The 17599-nt window shown below is 61.9% G+C and carries 18 protein-coding genes and 1 pseudogene; 17 read left to right on the top strand and 2 right to left on the bottom strand.

Features of this window, described 5'->3' with window-relative positions:
• Nucleotides 1–208: 208 nt before the first annotated feature.
• Nucleotides 209–1075, bottom strand: a complete 867-nt coding sequence (locus tag QZ329_RS11685; RefSeq protein ID WP_295752806.1) for a DegV family protein — start codon at nt 1073–1075, stop codon at nt 209–211.
• A 251-nt stretch (nt 1076–1326) separates the two neighbouring features.
• Here QZ329_RS11685 and recJ point away from each other — a divergent pair, with 251 nt between their 5' ends.
• The 17 genes and pseudogenes from recJ (at nt 1327) to QZ329_RS11605 (ending at nt 15803) form a co-directional block, all read left to right on the top strand.
• Nucleotides 1327–3405, top strand: a complete 2079-nt coding sequence (gene recJ / locus QZ329_RS11680) for a single-stranded-DNA-specific exonuclease RecJ (protein ID WP_295752804.1) — start codon at nt 1327–1329, stop codon at nt 3403–3405.
• 1 nt (nt 3406) lies between these two features.
• Nucleotides 3407–5599, top strand: a complete 2193-nt coding sequence (locus QZ329_RS11675) for a bifunctional (p)ppGpp synthetase/guanosine-3',5'-bis(diphosphate) 3'-pyrophosphohydrolase (protein ID WP_295752802.1) — start codon at nt 3407–3409, stop codon at nt 5597–5599.
• A 24-nt stretch (nt 5600–5623) separates the two neighbouring features.
• The gene (dtd, locus tag QZ329_RS11670) at nt 5624–6067 is read left to right on the top strand and encodes a D-aminoacyl-tRNA deacylase (protein WP_295752800.1); all 444 of its coding nucleotides are present in this window, start codon (nt 5624–5626) and stop codon (nt 6065–6067) included.
• Between the two features lie 39 nt (nt 6068–6106).
• Nucleotides 6107–6523 carry a hypothetical protein gene (locus QZ329_RS11665; protein ID WP_295752798.1) on the top strand — a complete coding sequence of 139 codons (417 nt, stop codon included), beginning with the start codon at nt 6107–6109 and terminating at the stop codon, nt 6521–6523.
• Between the two features lie 26 nt (nt 6524–6549).
• The gene (locus tag QZ329_RS11660; RefSeq protein ID WP_295752796.1) at nt 6550–7164 is read left to right on the top strand and encodes an MBL fold metallo-hydrolase; all 615 of its coding nucleotides are present in this window, start codon (nt 6550–6552) and stop codon (nt 7162–7164) included.
• Nucleotides 7161–8633 (top strand): coproporphyrinogen dehydrogenase HemZ, encoded by a 1473-nt coding sequence (hemZ, locus tag QZ329_RS11655; RefSeq protein ID WP_295752794.1) that lies wholly within the window; start codon nt 7161–7163, stop codon nt 8631–8633. Before QZ329_RS11660 ends, hemZ begins: the two co-directional genes overlap by 4 nt.
• 19 nt (nt 8634–8652) lie before the next feature.
• Nucleotides 8653–9585, top strand: coding sequence for a nucleoside kinase (locus QZ329_RS11650; RefSeq protein ID WP_295752792.1), 933 nt, complete (start codon nt 8653–8655; stop codon nt 9583–9585).
• Between the two features lie 33 nt (nt 9586–9618).
• The gene (locus QZ329_RS11645; protein WP_295752790.1) at nt 9619–10062 is read left to right on the top strand and encodes a hypothetical protein; all 444 of its coding nucleotides are present in this window, start codon (nt 9619–9621) and stop codon (nt 10060–10062) included.
• A gap of 11 nt (nt 10063–10073) precedes the next feature.
• Nucleotides 10074–10901: a purine-nucleoside phosphorylase gene (locus QZ329_RS11640; RefSeq protein ID WP_295752788.1), complete on the top strand. Its 828-nt coding sequence runs from the start codon at nt 10074–10076 to the stop codon at nt 10899–10901.
• 139 nt (nt 10902–11040) lie between these two features.
• Complete coding sequence (locus QZ329_RS11635) at nt 11041–12651, top strand: polysaccharide biosynthesis protein (RefSeq protein ID WP_295752785.1); 1611 nt, start codon at nt 11041–11043, stop codon at nt 12649–12651.
• 76 nt (nt 12652–12727) lie between these two features.
• On the top strand, nt 12728–13546 hold the full coding sequence (mazG, locus tag QZ329_RS11630) for a nucleoside triphosphate pyrophosphohydrolase (RefSeq protein ID WP_295752783.1): 819 nt from the start codon (nt 12728–12730) through the stop codon (nt 13544–13546).
• A 38-nt stretch (nt 13547–13584) separates the two neighbouring features.
• Entirely contained in the window at nt 13585–13860 is a 276-nt protein-coding gene (locus QZ329_RS11625; RefSeq protein ID WP_204790143.1) for an HU family DNA-binding protein, read from the top strand.
• A gap of 111 nt (nt 13861–13971) precedes the next feature.
• The gene (locus tag QZ329_RS11620; RefSeq protein WP_295752780.1) at nt 13972–14214 is read left to right on the top strand and encodes an RNA-binding S4 domain-containing protein; all 243 of its coding nucleotides are present in this window, start codon (nt 13972–13974) and stop codon (nt 14212–14214) included.
• 44 nt (nt 14215–14258) lie between these two features.
• Nucleotides 14259–14537, top strand: a complete 279-nt coding sequence (locus QZ329_RS11615) for a YabP/YqfC family sporulation protein (protein WP_295752778.1) — start codon at nt 14259–14261, stop codon at nt 14535–14537.
• Between the two features lie 2 nt (nt 14538–14539).
• Nucleotides 14540–14788, top strand: a pseudogene (gene yabQ, locus QZ329_RS15640) (spore cortex biosynthesis protein YabQ); the annotation flags it as partial.
• 208 nt (nt 14789–14996) lie between these two features.
• Entirely contained in the window at nt 14997–15296 is a 300-nt protein-coding gene (locus tag QZ329_RS11610; protein ID WP_295752775.1) for a septum formation initiator family protein, read from the top strand.
• Nucleotides 15297–15359: 63 nt separating this feature from the next.
• Nucleotides 15360–15803: a S1 RNA-binding domain-containing protein gene (locus QZ329_RS11605; RefSeq protein WP_295752772.1), complete on the top strand. Its 444-nt coding sequence runs from the start codon at nt 15360–15362 to the stop codon at nt 15801–15803.
• Nucleotides 15804–16120: 317 nt separating this feature from the next.
• On the opposite strand, the gene raiA is transcribed toward QZ329_RS11605, so the two are convergent.
• Nucleotides 16121–16666: a ribosome-associated translation inhibitor RaiA gene (gene raiA / locus QZ329_RS11600; RefSeq protein ID WP_295752770.1), complete on the bottom strand. Its 546-nt coding sequence runs from the start codon at nt 16664–16666 to the stop codon at nt 16121–16123.
• Between the last annotated feature and the right edge of the window lie 933 nt (nt 16667–17599).

Below are 17599 nucleotides of genomic sequence, written 5' to 3'. Positions count from 1 at the left end.
ACGAGATCGAGTAATGTGACTGGAGTTCAGACGTGTGCTCTTCCGATCTGCGGCATGCGCGGCGGCGGAGGAAGAAGATAAAACGAGGCCCCCGGCGTGAAGCCGGGGGTCTTCCGCACCCTTATAGACTTATAGAATAGTATGGGAGAGGACCGCGGCGGGCGGCGGAGCGCGGAGGCTCCTCCCCTGGCGTTTCTTTTGGGAAACGTCAGTCCAGCACCTGTACGGCCGCGCCCAGAACGCCGTCGCCGATGTAAACGCTGAGCGTCCCGTCGATCTCGCCGTCCCAGATGTGGCTGTAATCCGGCAGGGCGGCGGTGAGCTTCTGCCGGACGGTATCCATCTCGGCGGGGGCGCCGCCGTTGGCGACGGCCAGATTGTACTTCTTATGACTGCCGCAGCGGTCCACGGTCATGGACACCAGCTTGTCAATCACCTGATTGCGTCCCCGGACCTTGGCGATGGACTGGAGCTGGCCGTCGGAGGCGAAGGTGATGATGGGCTTGATTTGCAGCAGCGTTCCCGCAGTGGCGGTGACCTTGCCGATGCGCCCGCCCTTCATGAGATATTCCAGGGTGTCCACGGAGAAGAAGGGGAAGGTGTTCGCGATGAGCCGGGGAGCCCGGCGCTCCACCAGAGTGTCCCAGTCCATGCCGCCGAGGATGTCCTCCGCCAGCTGGAGCACCGTCAGCCCCTGCCCCAGGGAGCCGCTGACGGAGTCGAAGACCCGGATGGGGAAGTCCTCGCCGCTCTCTTCCGCCACGAGGCGGACCAGGTTGTATGTGCCGGAGAGGCCGCTGGAGAGCATGACCGCGATCACGCCGTCATAGCCCTCCTCCCGGATTTGCTGGAGCACCGCAGCCACGCTCTCCACAGAGGGGAGAGAGGTCTGGGGCAGCTCTCCCGCCTTCAGGCGGCGGTAGATGTCGGTATTCTGGATGTTCACGCCGTCGGCGTATTCCCCGTCGGCGCAGAGGATGCGCAGAGGGACAATGTGAATGTGATGTTCCTTCGCCAGCCGGGGGGACAGGTCCGCGCAGGAATCCGTCAACAGCGCAATTTTTTGAGGGGTCACGTATTCCCAACTCCTTTTTTCAGGGCCTGCCCCCTGCTGTGGGCGCGGGCAGGCGTCAAAGCGTATTGCTGTCATTATCCCACAAACCGGACAAAACTGCAAGTCCCAATCTGGGGGAGTTTTCCGGGGAAATGGCTGGGCGCAAAAAAATGGGGAAATCCAGAGAATTTCCCTTTACCTGCCGGATTTATTCTGTTATAATATATAAGTTACATTCTGCCTGCGGCTCTGCCGGGAAGGAGGGCGCGTTCGTGAAGTATAAAAAATGGAACATCGGCGCCCCCGGAGAGGAGGACGTGGCCCTCCTGCGGGAGGCGGGGTATCCCGGCCTGATGGCCCTGGTGCTGGCCGCCAGAGGCGTGACGTCCCCGGAGAAGGCGGCGGAATTTCTGGACCGGGACCGGAAGCTGACCCTCTCGCCCATGCTGATGCGGGATATGGACAAGGCCGTGGCCCGGATTCAGCGGGCCATCAGCCAGGGGGAGACCATCGCCGTCTTCGGGGACTACGACGTGGACGGCATCACCTCCACCGTGCTGCTGATGGATTATTTAAAGAGCTGCGGCGCAAAGTGCCTGCGCTATATTCCCCGGCGGATTGAGGACGGGTACGGCCTGTCCAAGCCCGCCATTCAGAGCCTTTGGGACCGGGGCGCCACGCTGATGATCACCGTGGACTGCGGCATCACCGGAAACGAGGAGGTGGCCTTCGCCGCCTCTCTGGGGATGGACGTGGTGGTGACGGACCATCACGAGTGCAAGGAGGCTCTGCCGGAGGCGGCGGCGGTGGTGGACCCGCACCGGCCCGACTGTCCCTATCCGTTCAAATTCCTGGCGGGCTGCGGCGTGGCGCTGAAACTGGTGCTGGCTCTGGGAGGGGAGAGCCGGGAGGACGCCCTGTTCGCCCGCTACTGCACCCTGGCCGCCATCGGCACCGTGGCCGACGTCATGCGGATGGAGGGGGAGAACCGGGCCATCGTCTCCTGCGGGCTGGAGGCACTGCCCCATACGGATTTTGTGGGCATCCACGCCCTTTTGCGGGAGGCGGGACTGGTAGACAAGCCCGTCACCTCCATTCAGATCGGTTTTGTGCTCTCGCCCCGGATCAACGCCGCCGGACGGATGGGGGCGGCGGACCTGGCGGCGGACCTTTTGGAGACCAACGATCCCGCCCGGGCCGAGGAGCTGGCCAAGGAGCTGTGCGAGCAGAACCGGCGGCGGCAGGCCGTGGAACAGGCTATCTGCGCCGACGCGGTGGAGCAGATTCAAGCTCTGCGCCAGGAGGAGCGCAGCGCCCTGGTGCTCTCCAGCGAGGAGTGGCACCAGGGGGTGGTGGGGATTGTCGCCTCCCGCCTCAGCGAGAAATACTCCTGTCCCAGCTTCATGATCCACCTGAAAGACGGCACGGGCCGGGGGTCCTGCCGGTCTTACGGCGGGTTCAATCTCTTTGCCGCGCTGGAGTCCTGCGCAGACCTGCTGGACGGGTTCGGCGGGCACGAGCTGGCCGCCGGCTTTACCATTCCGGAGGAGAACATCGCCGCCTTCCGGACGCGGATGAACCGCTATGTGCGCTCCGCCACCGGGGGCGAGCCGCCGGTAAGCTCCCTGGAGGTGGACGCGGCGGTGTCCTCGCCGGCGGAGATGACGCTGGAACAGGCGGAGCAGCTGGAACAGCTGGAGCCCTATGGCGCCGGGAATCCCCGGCCGGTTTTCGCGCTTCTGGGGGCCACGGCGGAGGCCGTGCAGCCCGTGGGGCAGGGAAAGCATCTGAAGCTTCGCCTGAGCAAGGGCGTCAGCCGCTTTGACGCGATTTTCTTTTCCGTGACGGCGGAGGAGTGCGGCATTGTCCCCGGCAGCCGGGTGGACGCCGCCTTTTATCTCCAGGCCAATACCTTCCGGGGCACCACGACGCTGCAATTGCAGCTGGTGGACATCCGGCCCTCCCTGCTGCCCAGCCGGAACGAGGCGGAGTCGCTGGAACTGGTCCGCCGCCTGTTGGCGGGGGAGACTCTTTCCGCCCAGGAGGCGGTGCGTCTCCGGGCCTCCCGGAACCAATACGCCGCCTGCTGGGTGGCGCTGGAGCGGCAGCTCCGCCAGGGAAAGGCGGAGGAGGACTGGCTGCCCTATCTGCGCACGCTGGCTGGCTGGACCGGCGGGAGCGAGAGCTTTTTGCGCACGGCGCTGGCGCTGGCGGTTTTCCAGGAGCGGGGATTGATTTTCATGACCCGGCAGGGGGACCGGATGACGCTGCGCCTGATTCCCGTGCAGGGGAAGGTGGATTTGAACGCCTGCCCCTATCTGGTCCGGCTGCAAAACAAGGAGGGGATCTGACATGACCATACAGGAGCAGTACGAGCTGCTGGAAAAGACCATCCGGGGGTACAATCCGGCCGCCGACTTTGATCATATCCGTTCCGCCTTTGAATACGCGGACCGCTGCCACGAGGGGCAAAAGCGCAAGAGCGGCGAACCCTATATCATCCACCCTCTGGCGGTGGCCCAGATTGTGGCGGAGGAGCTGAAGCTGGACTCGGAGTCCATCGAGGCGGCGCTGCTGCACGACGTGATTGAGGATACGCCCGCCACCCATGAGGACGTGGCCCGTCTCTTTTCGCCCACCATCGCCGATTTGGTGGAGGGAGTCAGCAAGCTGACCCGCATCCAGTACGCCACCAAGGAAGACGAGCAGATGGAGAACCTCCGAAAGATGCTCATTGCCATGAGTAAGGACATCCGGGTGATTCTCATCAAGGTTTCCGACCGGCTGCACAACATGCGGACCATGGAGTACCAGTCCCCGGAGAAGCAGAAGCAAAAGTCGCTGGAGACCATGGAGATTTACGCCCCCATCTCCCACCGGCTGGGCATGCAGCGCATCAAGTGGGAGTTGGAGGACCTGTCTCTCAAGTATCTGGACCCGGTGGGATACCATGAGATCATCACCCGGCTGGACACCAAGAAACCGGAGTACGACGCCTTCCTGCTCCGCACCCAGACCCAGATGGACGACCGGCTGACGGAGCTGGACATCGGACACGTGGTCTATGGCCGCATTAAGCACCCCTACTCCATCTACCGCAAGATGTTCAACCAGAACAAGTCCCTGGACGAGATTTTCGACCTCTTCGCCTTCCGGGTCCTGGTGGACACGGTGGGGGACTGCTACAACGTCCTGGGCGTGATTCACGACATCTACAAGCCCATCCCGGGCCGGTTCAAGGACTATATCGGGACGGAAAAACCCAACGGCTACCAGTCCCTGCACACCACGGTGATGGGCCCGGACGGGCTGCCCTTTGAGGTTCAGATCCGCACCTGGAAAATGCACGAGATCGCCGAGTACGGCGTGGCGGCCCACTGGAAGTACAAACAGCACGGCCAGGGAGCGGGAACCGAGGGAAAATATGAGTGGGTCCGCCGCCTGCTGGAAAACCAGGAGGGGGCCGACGCGGAGGAGTATATTCACTCCTTGAAGGTCGACATGTTTGCCGACGAGGTCTTCGTCTTCACCCCCAACGGCGATGTGCAGAATCTCCCCGCCGGGGCCACGCCCATTGACTTTGCCTACGCCATCCATTCCGCCGTGGGCAACAGCATGGTGGGGGCCAAGGTGAACAACCGCATCGTCACCTTCGACCATATTTTGAAAAACGGCGACATTGTGGAGATCATGACCTCCAAGTCCGCCAAGGGCCCCAGCCGGGACTGGATGAAGATCGCCAAGAGCAGCGAGGCCCGGAGCAAAATCCGCCAGTGGTTCAAGAAGGAGAAGCGGGAGGAGAACATCGCGAACGGCCGGTCCTCCTTCGAGCAGGAATTGAAGCACGCGGGCCTTCTCATGAAGGACGTAACAGCCCCGGAGAACCTGCCGCTGCTGTTGAAAAAAGTCACCTACGGCACGCTGGAGGAGATGTACGCCGCCATCGGCTACGGCGGCTTCACCGCCCAGAAGGCCGTCAGCCGGATGAAGGGAGAGCTGCTGCGCATCTCCCGCCAGCACCAGGCGGAGGAGCTGACCCTCCGGTCTGAGGAAGCGCCCATACCCGTGCCCCCCAAGCCGGTGAGCAAGAGCGAGCAGGGCATCATCGTGGAGGGGCTGGACAACTGCCTGGTGAAGTTCTCCCGCTGCTGCACCCCCGTGCCGGGGGACGAGATTGTGGGCTTCATCACCCGGGGATACGGTGTGTCCGTCCACCGGGCGGACTGCCCCAATGCCGCGCCGGAGCGCCGGGCGGGCCAGGAGGGCCGCTGGCTGAAGGTCACCTGGGGCAGCGACACCAACGAGAGTTATCCCACCACCATCGACGTGATGTGCAAGGACCGGATGAACCTGATTCTGGACATTTCCACGGCCCTCTCCAGCACCAACACCTTTGTCTCCGGGCTGAACTCCCGGAGTACGGAGGACGGCTACGCCGTCATTCGCCTGGAGATCCGCGTCCGGGACGGGGCGCAGATGAAGGCCATCATGAACAAGCTGAATCAAATTTCCGGCGTCCTCCAGGTCACAAGACCGGCGGGCTGACCGGCGGAAAAGGAGAGACCTGCCATGCGCGCAGTTGTTACCCGGGTCAAGCACGCCTCGGTTGCCATTGAGGGGGAAATCCGCGGTAAAATCGGAGAGGGCTATCTGGTTCTCCTGGGCGTGGCCCCCGGAGACGGCGAGGAGACCGCCGTCAAGCTGGCGGACAAGATCTGCAACCTCCGCGTGTTTGAGGATGAGAACGACAAGATGAACCTCAATCTGGAGCAGGTGGGGGGGAGCCTGCTGGTCATTTCCCAGTTCACGCTCTTTGCCGATACCTCCTCCCGCCGTCCCGGCTTCTCCGGCGCGGCGAAGCCGGATTTGGCCATTCCCCTGTATGAGAAGTTCATGGCGCGCTGCCGGGAACGGGGCTTTGCCGTGGAGCACGGGGAGTTCGGCGCGAAGATGGAGGTGGATTCCCGGAACCACGGCCCGGTGACCATCCTGTTTGATACGGAGAAGCCCTGACGGCTTTTTAAGAAGGACAAGAGGACGGAGGTGTTTCCAATGGGACTTTTTTCCAAACTTTTTCATCCGAAGAACGAGCCCGCCCCGGGCGTTCAGCCCCACAGGGACTGGAGCTGGACGCTGTCGCTGGGGGGCGTGCCCGCCTCGCAGTTTGACTGGGAGGATATCGCCCAGGCGCTGGACCGCCTGGGCCCTCATGACGACAGCTTTGTGATTCTGGAGCAAAAGCAGGGGGACCGCTATTGGTTCATCCAGAGCGCCGTGGCGCTGATGGGGCCCCACACGGGGGAGTATATTGTGGGCGTGGGCTGGAACGGCCCGGAGGGCGGCCATCTCATGGAGCGCTGCGGCGGAGCCCGGGAGGCGGTGGAGCTGTTCCGGGCCGCCTGGCGGGGAGAGCATCTGGATTTTACCGGCTTTGAGGACCAATCCGATATGCTCCCCGGCAATTCCTGACGGACGGGAGAAGGGAGGAAAACCCGATGAAGGTCAAAATGCTGGAGGTGGGCTTTCTTGGCACCAACTGCTATATCCTGGAGGACGAGGAGACCCGCCGGGCGGCGGTGATCGACCCCGGCGGGGACGCGCCTGCGGTGTTGGAGGCGCTGGAGGGCCTGGAGGTTCCCTATATCCTCCTGACCCATGGCCACTATGACCACACCGGCGCCGTGGCGGAGCTGAAAAAGGCCCTGCCCCAGGCGGAGATTTATATCCATGAGCGGGATTTTCGGGACGTGGACCCGTCTCTGTTTCCCCTGAGCACCCAGGTGGACGGGGTGAATTTTTATGGCGAGGGGGACTGCCTGCCTCTGGGCGGGCAGACGATTCAGATCCTCCATACCCCCGGCCACTCCGAGGGAAGCGTGACCCTTCGCTGCGGGGAGCTTCTCTTCTGCGGGGACACGTTGTTTGCCGGGTCCTGCGGACGGACGGACTTTCCCGGCGGCAGTGTGCCGAAGATACTGGCCTCCCTCCGCCGCCTGGGAGAGCTGGAGGGAGACCTTCGGGTCTGCCCCGGCCACATGGAGACATCCACCCTGGAGGAGGAGCGGCGGCAGAATCCCTATCTCCGTCAGGCCCTGCGGGAGACGCCATGAAACTGGAATTTCAAGGCCATGACGAGCGCTATACCGTGGAGCAGAGTCTGTTGAATCTGTTCCCCGGGGAGCTGCCGGTCTATGAGCCGGTTCGGCCCGGCGACGAGACCTGGGCCGTCGTTTCCTGCCGGGAGGAGGCGGAGCGGCTGGAGGTTTCCGTCTCGCTCCGTTATCGCGGGGAGACGGTTTCCGCCGTTTGGCCGGTTCTCCTCTCCGGCACGGAGTATGACCGGGAGGGACAGCGGCGGCACGCGGTTGGAGCCTGTTTTTTCCTGGCCTACCGGAAGCGGACGGGGAACACGCCGCCCTGGGGGATGCTCACCGGCGTCCGGCCTGACAAGCTGGTGACGGAGGCGCTTGAGAAGGGGGGGGCGCCGGAGGAGGCCGGAGCCATGCTGGAGGGGGACTACTTTGTCACGCCCCGGAGGGCGGCCCTGGCGGCGGAGACGGGAACGGCGGCCTTCCAGGCGGCCAAGAGCCTGGGTCCCCGGGACATTGCCGTTTATATCGGCATTCCCTTCTGCCCCACCCGCTGCGCCTATTGCTCCTTTGTCAGCCAGTCGGTGGAGAAGAGTTTCGCGCTGGTTGAGCCCTATGTGGACGCCCTGGCGGCGGAGCTTGCGGCGGGGGGCCGCATGGCCCGGGAAAGGGGACTTCGCGTCCGGGCCATGTACATGGGCGGCGGTACGCCCACGACCCTGACCGCCGCCCAGCTGGACCGGGTGCTGACCGTGTTCGAGACGGCCTTCGGCTCCGCGCTGGACGGCTGCGGGGAGATCACCGTGGAGGCGGGGCGGCCCGATACCATCACGGCGGAGAAGCTGGCGGCGCTGAAGGCCCATGGGGTGCACCGCATCTCGGTCAATCCCCAGACCATGGAGGAGAACGTCCTCCGGGCCATCGGCCGCCGCCACAGCTCCGGGGACATCGAGTCCGCCATGGAGCTGGCGGCGCGGCAGGGGTTTCCCCATATAAACATGGACCTCATCGCGGGACTGCCGGAGGACACGGCGGAGGGCTTCCGCCGTTCCCTGGCGCGCTGTCTCGCCTTCGGCACGGACAACGTCACCGTGCATACCCTGGCGCTGAAAAAAGGAAGCCGCATCCTGCTGGAGGGCCTGTCCATCCCCGGCCCCGAGACGGTGGGGGAGATGCTGGACCACGCGGAGCCCGCTCTGCGGCAGGCGGGATACGCTCCGTATTATCTCTACCGGCAGAAATACATGTCCGGCAGCTTTGAGAACATCGGCTGGACCCGCCCCGGCGGACAGTGCCTGTATAACATCTATATCATGTCGGAGCTGTGCTCCATTCTCTCCTTCGGCGCAGGAGGGTCGACCAAAATGGTGGACCCCTCCCGGCGTATCATCCAGCGGCGGTTCAACCCCAAGTACCCCAAGGAGTACACGGAGCGTCCCGAGAAAACGCGGTCCAACCAGGCGGATTTCGCCGCCTTTTATGAGCGATGAACGGAAAGGAGCCGAGATCATGTATTCCCTGAAGCGGATCAACGAGGCCATTCGCAGCGATCCGGCGGGCTTTGCCCAGGAGTGCGACGCGCTCTTTGCCCAAAAGGTGGAGACCGCCGCCGGGAAAATTGCGGAGCACCGGGAATTGTCTCACATCATCCTCCTCTCCGGCCCCTCCGGCTCCGGGAAGACCACCACCGCGCTGAAAATTGAGGAGAGACTGGTGGAGATGGGCATCGGGACCCACACCGTCTCCATGGACAACTATTTCAACACCTTTGACCCGGATACCGTCCCCCGGAACCGGGAGGGGGCCGTGGACTACGAGTCCCCCTTCTGCCTGGATATCGGCCTTTTGAACCGGCACTTCGCCATGCTGGACCGGGGAGAGATGATTTACATCCCCAAGTATGAGTTCGCCCGGCAGATGCGCTCCGACATCCTGGCCCAGCCCATGCGCCTGGGGGCGGACGAGATGGTCATTTTCGAGGGGATTCACGCCTTGAACGACATCATTGTGGGCAAGAATCCCAAGGCGTTCAAGCTCTATATCGCCGCCCGAAGCGATATCCGGGACGAGGACGGGACTCTCGTTTTCGATAAATCCTGGATTCGTCTCTGCCGCCGGATTGTCCGGGACTTCCAGTTCCGGGGCAGCGACGCGGCCTTCACCCTGAAGCTGTGGGAGAACGTCCGCCGGGGCGAGCGGCTGTATATCTCCCCCTACAAGGAGAATGCGGACATTATGTTCGACTCCTCTCTCGCCCTCAGCGCCAGCGTGTTGAAGCCCTTTGTGGTGCCCCTGCTGGAGGAGATTCCCCGAGGGAAATACGCGGTGGTGGAGGATATTTTGAGGGGCCTGGACCGAATTGAGGCGCTGGACGAGAAGTATATCCCCGCCAAGTCTCTCTCCCGGGAGTTCATCGGCGGCAGTCCCTACGACAACCATTGACATCAGGCGTTGGCCGAACAGAAAGGAGCGGTTATGAGCAATCAAAATCCATTCTACAGCCTGCTTGACACCCTCAGCGGCGCGGCGGTCCAGGCGGGAGAATTTGCCTTGAGCGCGGCGGTCCAGGCGGGAGAGTTGGCCCTGGGCGCGGCGGGGCTGGCCTTTGAACAGGCGGAGAAGCTGGCGGAAGCCGGGCGGCTCCGGTATCAGGCCGCCCGTGTGGAGGGCGAGCTGGACGAAAAGCTGATAGAGGTGGGGGAGATGGTCTACGGCACCCACACCGGGACCCCCTCAGAATCGGAAGCGCTGCTGGAAAAGCTCCGGGAGATTGACGCTTTGAAGGGGGAGCTGGACGGTCTCAACGAGACCCTGGGCCGGGCAGACCGGCGCCGGACCTGCCCCGCCTGCGGCGCTGCCGCCGGAGAGGAAGATCATTACTGCCGTGAGTGCGGCGAAAAATTTGAGGAAAAGAGTTGAGGAGGACGATCATGGAATTCTACAGCTACAAGCAGTATCAGGAAAGCGCCCAGGCCCTGCGGGAGAAGCTGAACGGCTTTCAGCCCAACGTGCTGCTGATTCTGGGCTCCGGTCTGGGGGCCCTGGCGGACGAGGTGGAAAATCCCATTGCCGTGCCCTACGCGGAAGTGCCCCATATGAAGCACTCCACCGCCCCTGGCCACAAGGGCCAGTTCCTCTTTGGCCGTCTGGCGGGTCAGGATGTGGCGGTGATGCAGGGCCGCCTTCACACGTACGAGGGCTGGTCCTTCGCCGACGCGGCGTATCCCGTCCGGGTGGCCCGTCTGCTGGGCATCGGGACCCTGGTGGTGACCAATGCCGCCGGCTCGGTGAACACCGGCTGGACCGCGGGGGACATCATGCTGATTACCGATCACATCAAGCTCTTTGGCGTCAGCCCTCTCTGCGGGCCCAACATTGAGGAGCTGGGGCCCCGCTTCCCGGATATGAGCCATGTGTACACCCCCAGCCTCCAGCAGAAGGCCCGGGATACTGCCGGGGCCCAGGGTCTGGACCTGAAGGAAGGCGTTTACATGTTTTTCCCCGGTCCCCAGTACGAGACTCCGGCGGAGGTCAGGGCCGCCCGCCTTTTGGGGGCGGACGCCGTGGGCATGTCCACGGTGCCGGAGGCCATCACCGCCGCCCACTGCGGCATGGGGGTCCTGGGCTTTACCCTGTGCACCAACATGGCGGCAGGCGTCCTGGAGCAGCCCCTTTCCGGCGACGAGGTCATTGAGGCGGGAGAGGCTGCGGGTCCCAAGTTCACGGCCCTGGTGAAGGGCTGCCTGGAGCATATGTGAGCATCGAAAAAGCGGGTTGTGCCGCCGGAGGGAATTAGGTCTAAGGCGGGTCCCGGTCCCATAAAGTGGACAATGGGGCCCGCCTCTCACGGACAGAGGCTGTCCGCGCATTTTTTTAAGTATTCGAGGTATGCTTTTCATGTCGACTAAGAAAAAACAGTCCTTCCTGGGCGGCGCGGCCATTTTGGCGGCGGCGGTGGCCGTGGTCAAAGGCATTGGCTTCTTCTACAAGATTCCCCTGAACAACATCCTGGGCAGAGAGGGCAAGACTTATTTCGACTCTGCCTACCAGATTTACAACGTCCTGCTGTCCATCTCCACGGCGGGCCTGCCCCTGGCCCTATCCAAGCTGGTGTCGGAGGCCCAGGCCCAGGGCCGGGAGAATGAGAAGCGGAAGCTGTTCAGCACAGCCATCTGGATGTTCTTCGCCCTGGGGCTGGCGGGCTTTGCCATCATGTTCTTCGGCACCAGCTGGGTTGCCGCCCGGCTCCACAACGAGAGCGCCTACTGGGCCATTCGGGCCCTGTCTCCGGCGGTGTTCTGCGTGTGCCTTCTGGCCTGTATGCGGGGCTATACCCAGGGCCAGGGGAATATGACGCCCACAGCCGTTTCCCAGGTGCTGGAGGCGCTGAGCAAGCTGGGCATCGGCCTGGCGCTGGCTTGGTATATCTTCCGGCTGGGCATGGGCCGGGAGTTTGTGGCGGCGGGGGCCATCCTGGGCGTGACCATTGGAACCGTGCTGTCCATGCTGTTTTTGATTTTCTATCTGCTGACCCATCGCTCCACGGCGGAGACACTGGACGTCCCCTCCGCCCGCGGGGCGCTGGCGGGGCGCATCCTGGCCATCGGCGTGCCGATCACGCTGAGCAATTCCGCCATGAGCATCATCACGCTGGTGGACACCTCCATCGTGCTGGGGCGGCTGCAAAACGGTCTGGGCATGACGGAGGAGGCCGCCTCGACCTTGAAAGGCGCGTACGGCTATGCCATGGACATGGTGAATCTGCCGCCCTCCTTTGTCTTCCCGGTGACCATGAGCCTGATCCCCGTGGCGGCGGCGGCCCTGGCCCGCAGGGACCGGGCGGAGGCGAACCGGATCATCTCCTCCGCTTTCCGGCTCATCGCCATTTTGGCGCTGCCCTGCGGCGTGGGGCTCAGCGTGCTGGCCACACCCATTATGCGCCTGGTGCTCCCGGCTCAGCCGGAGGCCGCCCTGGCGGCGGGCCCCCACCTCCGGGTCCTGGGCTTTGCCTGTATTTTCATTTGCGTGATGAACCTGACCAACGCCATTTTGCAGACCTACGGCAAGGTGCAGATTCCCATTTTTACCGTCATCACAGGCGGTCTTGTGAAGATCGTCATGAACTATATTCTGGTGGGAACCCCGGATATCAACATCCATGGCGCGCCCATCTCGACGCTGTGCTGCTATGCCGTCATCGCGGGCCTGAACTTGATCTTTGTCTGGAAGTATTCCCCGGGCAGGACGCGGTACCTCCAGCTCTTTGCCAAGCCCGCCGCCGCCTCCGCGCTGATGGGCGGCGCGGCCTGGGCGGCCCACGGCTTCGTGAGCCGGGCCCTGTCGGGACACTCGGCTTACGGCGCCAACGCCATCGCCACCCTCTGCGGCATCCTGGCGGGAGTAATCGTTTACGCCGTTTTGGTGGTGGTGCTGCGCATTTTGCGGGCGGAGGACCTGAAAACGATACCCCATGGGACAAAATTGGCAAAATTGTTGCATTTGCGTTAAAAAAGTGTTTAGAAAACAAGAACTTTAACATTTTTCCAACTTTTTTCTCGAATTTTCTTGCAAAGGCGGGCAATCTATGGTAGATTTTCAAAGGAAGAGCCGCTATGGCTGGGAGGATTTCCTGGAGATCATGCGTCTTCTCCGCGCTCCGGGGGGCTGCCCTTGGGACGCGGAGCAGACCCACGCCTCCATCCGCCGGAATTTTCTGGAGGAGACCTATGAGGCGCTGGACGCCCTGGACCGGGACAGTCCTGTGGATATGCAGGAGGAACTGGGGGACGTGCTGATGCAGGTGGCCTTCCACGCCCAGATCGAGGCGGAGCGGGGCCGTTTTACGATGGAGGATGTGGTGGACGGCGTGGCCCAAAAGCTGGTCTACCGGCATCCCCATGTGTTTGGAGACGCCCAGGTGAACGGCAGCGAGGAGGTCCTGGTGAACTGGGAGGCGCTGAAGCGGAAGGAAAAGTCCCAGTCCACTACGGCCGACGCCGTGGAGGCCGTGCCCCATACGCTGCCCGCTCTGTGGCGGGCAGAGAAGATCAGCGGGAAGACCGCCAAGGCCGGGTTTGACTGGTCCAGCGCCCTCAGCGCCCTGGGGAAGCTGGAGGAGGAGGTCCGGGAGCTTCGCGCCGCGCTGGAGGCCGGGGGCCCGCCCTCAGGGCCCCACGGCACGGAGGAGGAGCTGGGGGACCTGCTCTTCATCGCCGCCAAGGTGGCGCAGATGTCCGGCGTGGACCCGGAGGAGGCGCTCCACCGGGCCTGCGACAAGTTTGACGCCCGCTTCCGCCGGGTGGAGGACTTGGCGGACAAGCCGCTTGACCAGTACGCTGAGGCGGAGCTGGTGGAGCTTTGGAACCGCGCGAAGAAAGCAGCTTCTTACACGCAGCAGCGTTAAGAATACAGAACACAAATGATTTCAGGAGGATAGCATTCATGAACAAAGCAGAATTGATCAATGTGGTTTCCGCGGCTGCGGAGGTCTCCAAGAAAGATGCCGAGACCGTCATCACCGCGACCCTGGACGCCATTACCGATGCCTTGAAGGAGGGAGAGAAGGTCCAGCTGGTCGGCTTTGGCTCGTTTGAGGTGAAAAAGCGCGCCGCCCGGGTGGGCCGGAACCCCAAGACCAAGGAGCCCATTGAAATTCCTGCTTCCACCGTGCCTGTGTTCAAGGCAGGCAAGGTCCTGAAGGACATCGTGGGCGGTTGAGCCGGGGAGAAGGTCTCGCCGGAGGATATTCCGTCAAAGGGCTGCCGGCAGGATCTGCCGGCAGTTTTCATATGAAAAGCCCTCTTTCAGAGGGCTTGGGAGGTTGCTGAAATGCGTTTGGATAAATATCTCAAGGTCTCCCGGCTGATCAAGCGGAGGACCATGGCCAACGAGGCCTGTGACAACGGTCTGGTCTGCGTCAATGGCCGGGCGGCCCGGGCCTCTTACGAGGTGAAGGTGGGGGATCAGATTTCCCTCCGCCTGGGCGCGCGGGAGGTCACGGTGGAAGTGCTTTCCGTTCAGGAGACTGTCCGTCAGGCGGACGCCGCCGCGCTTTACAAACAACTGTCATAATCCCGTCCCTCCGGCCATATTCTTTGGACAGGGAGGGACGAACCATGAACGATTATACTGTGCCCCAAACCGCCCACCGGCTGGAGCTGGATGGCCGGGAGAGCCTGACCGTCTCCGGCGTGGAGGATGTGGAGCGTTTTGACGAGACCGGCATCGTCATGTCCACCGCTGTGGGGACCCTTGTGATTACGGGAGAGGACCTGCACATTGGCAAGCTGTCCCTGGATGGGGGAGAGCTCCATGTGGACGGGCGGATCGACTCGCTGACCTATGAGGACCAGGGACCTGGCCGGGGCGGTTTCCTGAGCCGGCTTTTCGGATAGGCATGGGAAGCCAGGCTGCCGGGCAGCTGCTGGTATTTGGGCAGTCCATTTTACTGGGGCTGTCCGCCGGACTGCTGTATGATCTGCTGCGTCCCTTTCGAATTCGGGCGCCCCGTTTTACCGCCGTGCTGGATTTGGGCTATTGCCTGGCGGTGGGCGGCGCGATGTTTCTCTTTCTTCTCCGCCGGGGATCGGGGCAGCTGCGGGGCTTTATGATTTTGGGAGCGGCAGGGGGCGCGGTGCTGTTTTTTTGCGCCTTTTCCGGACTTCTGCGCCCTGTGTGGGTCTTTTGGGCGGATACGCTGGCCTTTTTGGCGGAACTGGTGTGCCTGCCTCTGCGGTGGACCAAGAAATTTTGCAAAAAAATGCTCCGTCAGGTAAAAAACCTCTTTTATTTTTGGCGCAAATGCTTTACAATAAGAGGCAACGGGTACGGACCCGCGAAAGGGGGCGGCAGAGGTGGCAAAGCAAAAAAAGAGAGTAAGAAGGCAGCTCCGCATGGGTCTTTTGACAAAGCTGCTGGTGGTGCTTCTGCTGGCCGCGCTGGGCTGCCAGGTGTACGCCCTTCGGGAACAGGTGGCGGACGCGGAGGCGGAAAAGGCGCGCGTCGCCGCCCTGGTGGAAAGAAGGCGTCAGGAGAACGATGCGCTGACGGAGGACATCGCCGAGGGCTGCACTCCTGAAAAAATGCAGGAGATCGCCCGCCGGGAGCTGGGATGGGCGCTGCCCGGCGAGTATGTGTTTGACGTTGGGAGCTGACCGTTTACGGCGTTTGGGCCGTATTCCCCGCGCGAATCAAGGGAAGGAGAAACAAAAAACCGTATGGAGCCTCAGGTAGGGAGCATTTTGGAAGGCAAAGTTACCAGCATCATGAAATTTGGCGCTTTTGTGGCGCTGGAGGGAGGCGGCTCCGGGCTGGTACATATTTCGGAGATCGCCAACACCTTTGTGGAAGATGTGCATGATTTTCTTCAGACAGGGCAGGCGGTGAAGGTGCTGGTCCTGTCGGCGGAGAATGGGAGGGTGAACCTCTCCATTAAAAAGGCGCTGCCGCAGCAGGAGCGGCGGACACCCAGACCGCCCCGGCCGGTGTCCGCGCCAAGACCGCAGCCGGCTCCGGGCCGGGGAAGAGCCGCGCCGCTGCCTCCGTCGGGGGACCAGGCGTTCGAGGACAAGCTGAAGCAGTTCCTGTCTTCCTCCGAGGGAAAGATGGCGGACCTGAATCGCAGTATGGACGGTAAACGCGGCGGAAGGCGGAGAAAGTAAGACTGTGCCGGTGGCGCGGATTGCCGCGTAGTCCGGAAACGGAAATTTCAAAAGCCGCCGTCCAGGGCAATTCCATATTCGTTCATTCTATATCATGGAACAGGACGCCGCCTGCACATCCGCAGGCGGCGTCTCTATTCGGAATTTAAACCGTTCAATCTGCCTGGTTCCCTTTTGTTCCAGAGGCGTCAAACCATTGTGCCGCAGAAGTTCCAGACGCAAAAAGACCCTGCTCAATCCGCCAAGTCCCGCAGACTTGTTCAGATTGGCCAGGGCCGTTCAAACGCGGGGGCCAACGGGCCCCCGCGCAGAATTATTTAATCCTCTTCGTCGGTAACGATCAGACCATAGCCGCCGCTTTTCCGGCGGTAGACGATGCACAGGCTGTCGTCCTCGCTGCTGCGGAAAACGAAGAAGCTGTGATCCAGCAGATTCATCTGCAAAATGGCCTCCTCCGTGCTCATAGGCTTCACCGCGAAGCGCTTGGTGCGGACGACGGTGAACTCCTTCTCCTCCGCTATGTCAAAATCGCTGGCGGGGGTGGGAGGCGGGAACCCCTCACTCCGCAAGCGCTTGGAGAGCCGGGTCTTGTTTTTCAAAATCTGGCGTTCAATATAGCCCACAGCGGCGTCCACGGCGCCGCGCATATCGCCATCCGGCGCTTCCGTCTGCGCACGAAGCAGGGCGCTTCCGCTCCGGACCGTGATTTCCACGGCGCAACGGTGATCCTTTTCCACCGAGAACGTCACAAACGCGGTGGTATCATCCCGAAAATACTTCTCCAGTTTGGAAATCTTCTTTTCCGTGTAAGCCTTGATGGAATCGTTAAGGGAGACCTTCTTGCAAGCGTACGTATACTTCATCGAGATCGCTCCTTTCGTGTGAAAGAGGAACCGGAAAACCCTCTTTTAGATAATATAACATATTTGTATTGAAATTGGAAGAGAAAAGAGAGCGCTTTTTCAAAATATTCACAAAAATTTTTGGTTCGGCGCGTCAATCCCACCGTTTCACAAAAAATTACAAAAATTGGCAAAACTTCCTATTTACAAAAAACTGGAAACATGGTACTTTGATATAGGAAGCTTTCCAATATCCCACCCGCTTGGGCCGCACGGTATTTTGCCGCGCGGCCCCTTTTTTGCGCCGCGCCAAAAGCTGAAATCCCCCCCCGATAAGCTGGAAGGTATCAGTGTGGTTTTTCTTTTTGTAATTTAGTCTCGATATTTGACTATTGTTGTAGACAAAATGCTGTGATAGCGTGTTGGCGGCTGGGTAGCCCGCCACGGCTGACAGTTGGGTGGTTATTTGGGCTTGGGTATAAGGCGGGATTAGAGGTTGGTTCCGCTCCTTCGCAATTCTCCGCTGATTGTCTCGGAGGTTGGAAAGCTGGTCCCCGTGAGAATTGCTGTCGCGTTGCTGTCTGCGGACATGGGAAATTTAGGCGGTCACTGTTGGACCGCTGGGGAACATGAAAAACAGGGGGTCAGGGCGGCCTCCTGGGACAGGCCCTTCCGCTTTCGGGCGCTGAACAGGTTGTTTCCCAAGCTCATGATGCGACCTCCTGTTTTGAATATGGCTCTATTATAGAGCGTTTTCCCGGGAAATGCCAGCGGCGCTCCCTTGCGGTTTCGCCCGGATTCCAGGCAGGCCGGGAGAGCGGCAAAATTCAGGCTTGCCCGCCGACGGGAGATGGAGTATACTTGGACGAAGAGCCGCCTACGATACAGACGCGGCAGGAGACGGGGCGGCAACGGCATCCAGCTTCCGTGAATCGGAAATCCGAGGCCCCGGAC

The organism is uncultured Oscillibacter sp. (genome assembly GCF_910579365.1).
Taxonomy (GTDB): Bacteria; Bacillota; Clostridia; order Oscillospirales; family Oscillospiraceae; genus Oscillibacter.
The sequence above is the reverse complement of the archived record's forward strand: the minus strand, read 5'-3'. Positions and strand labels throughout refer to the sequence as shown.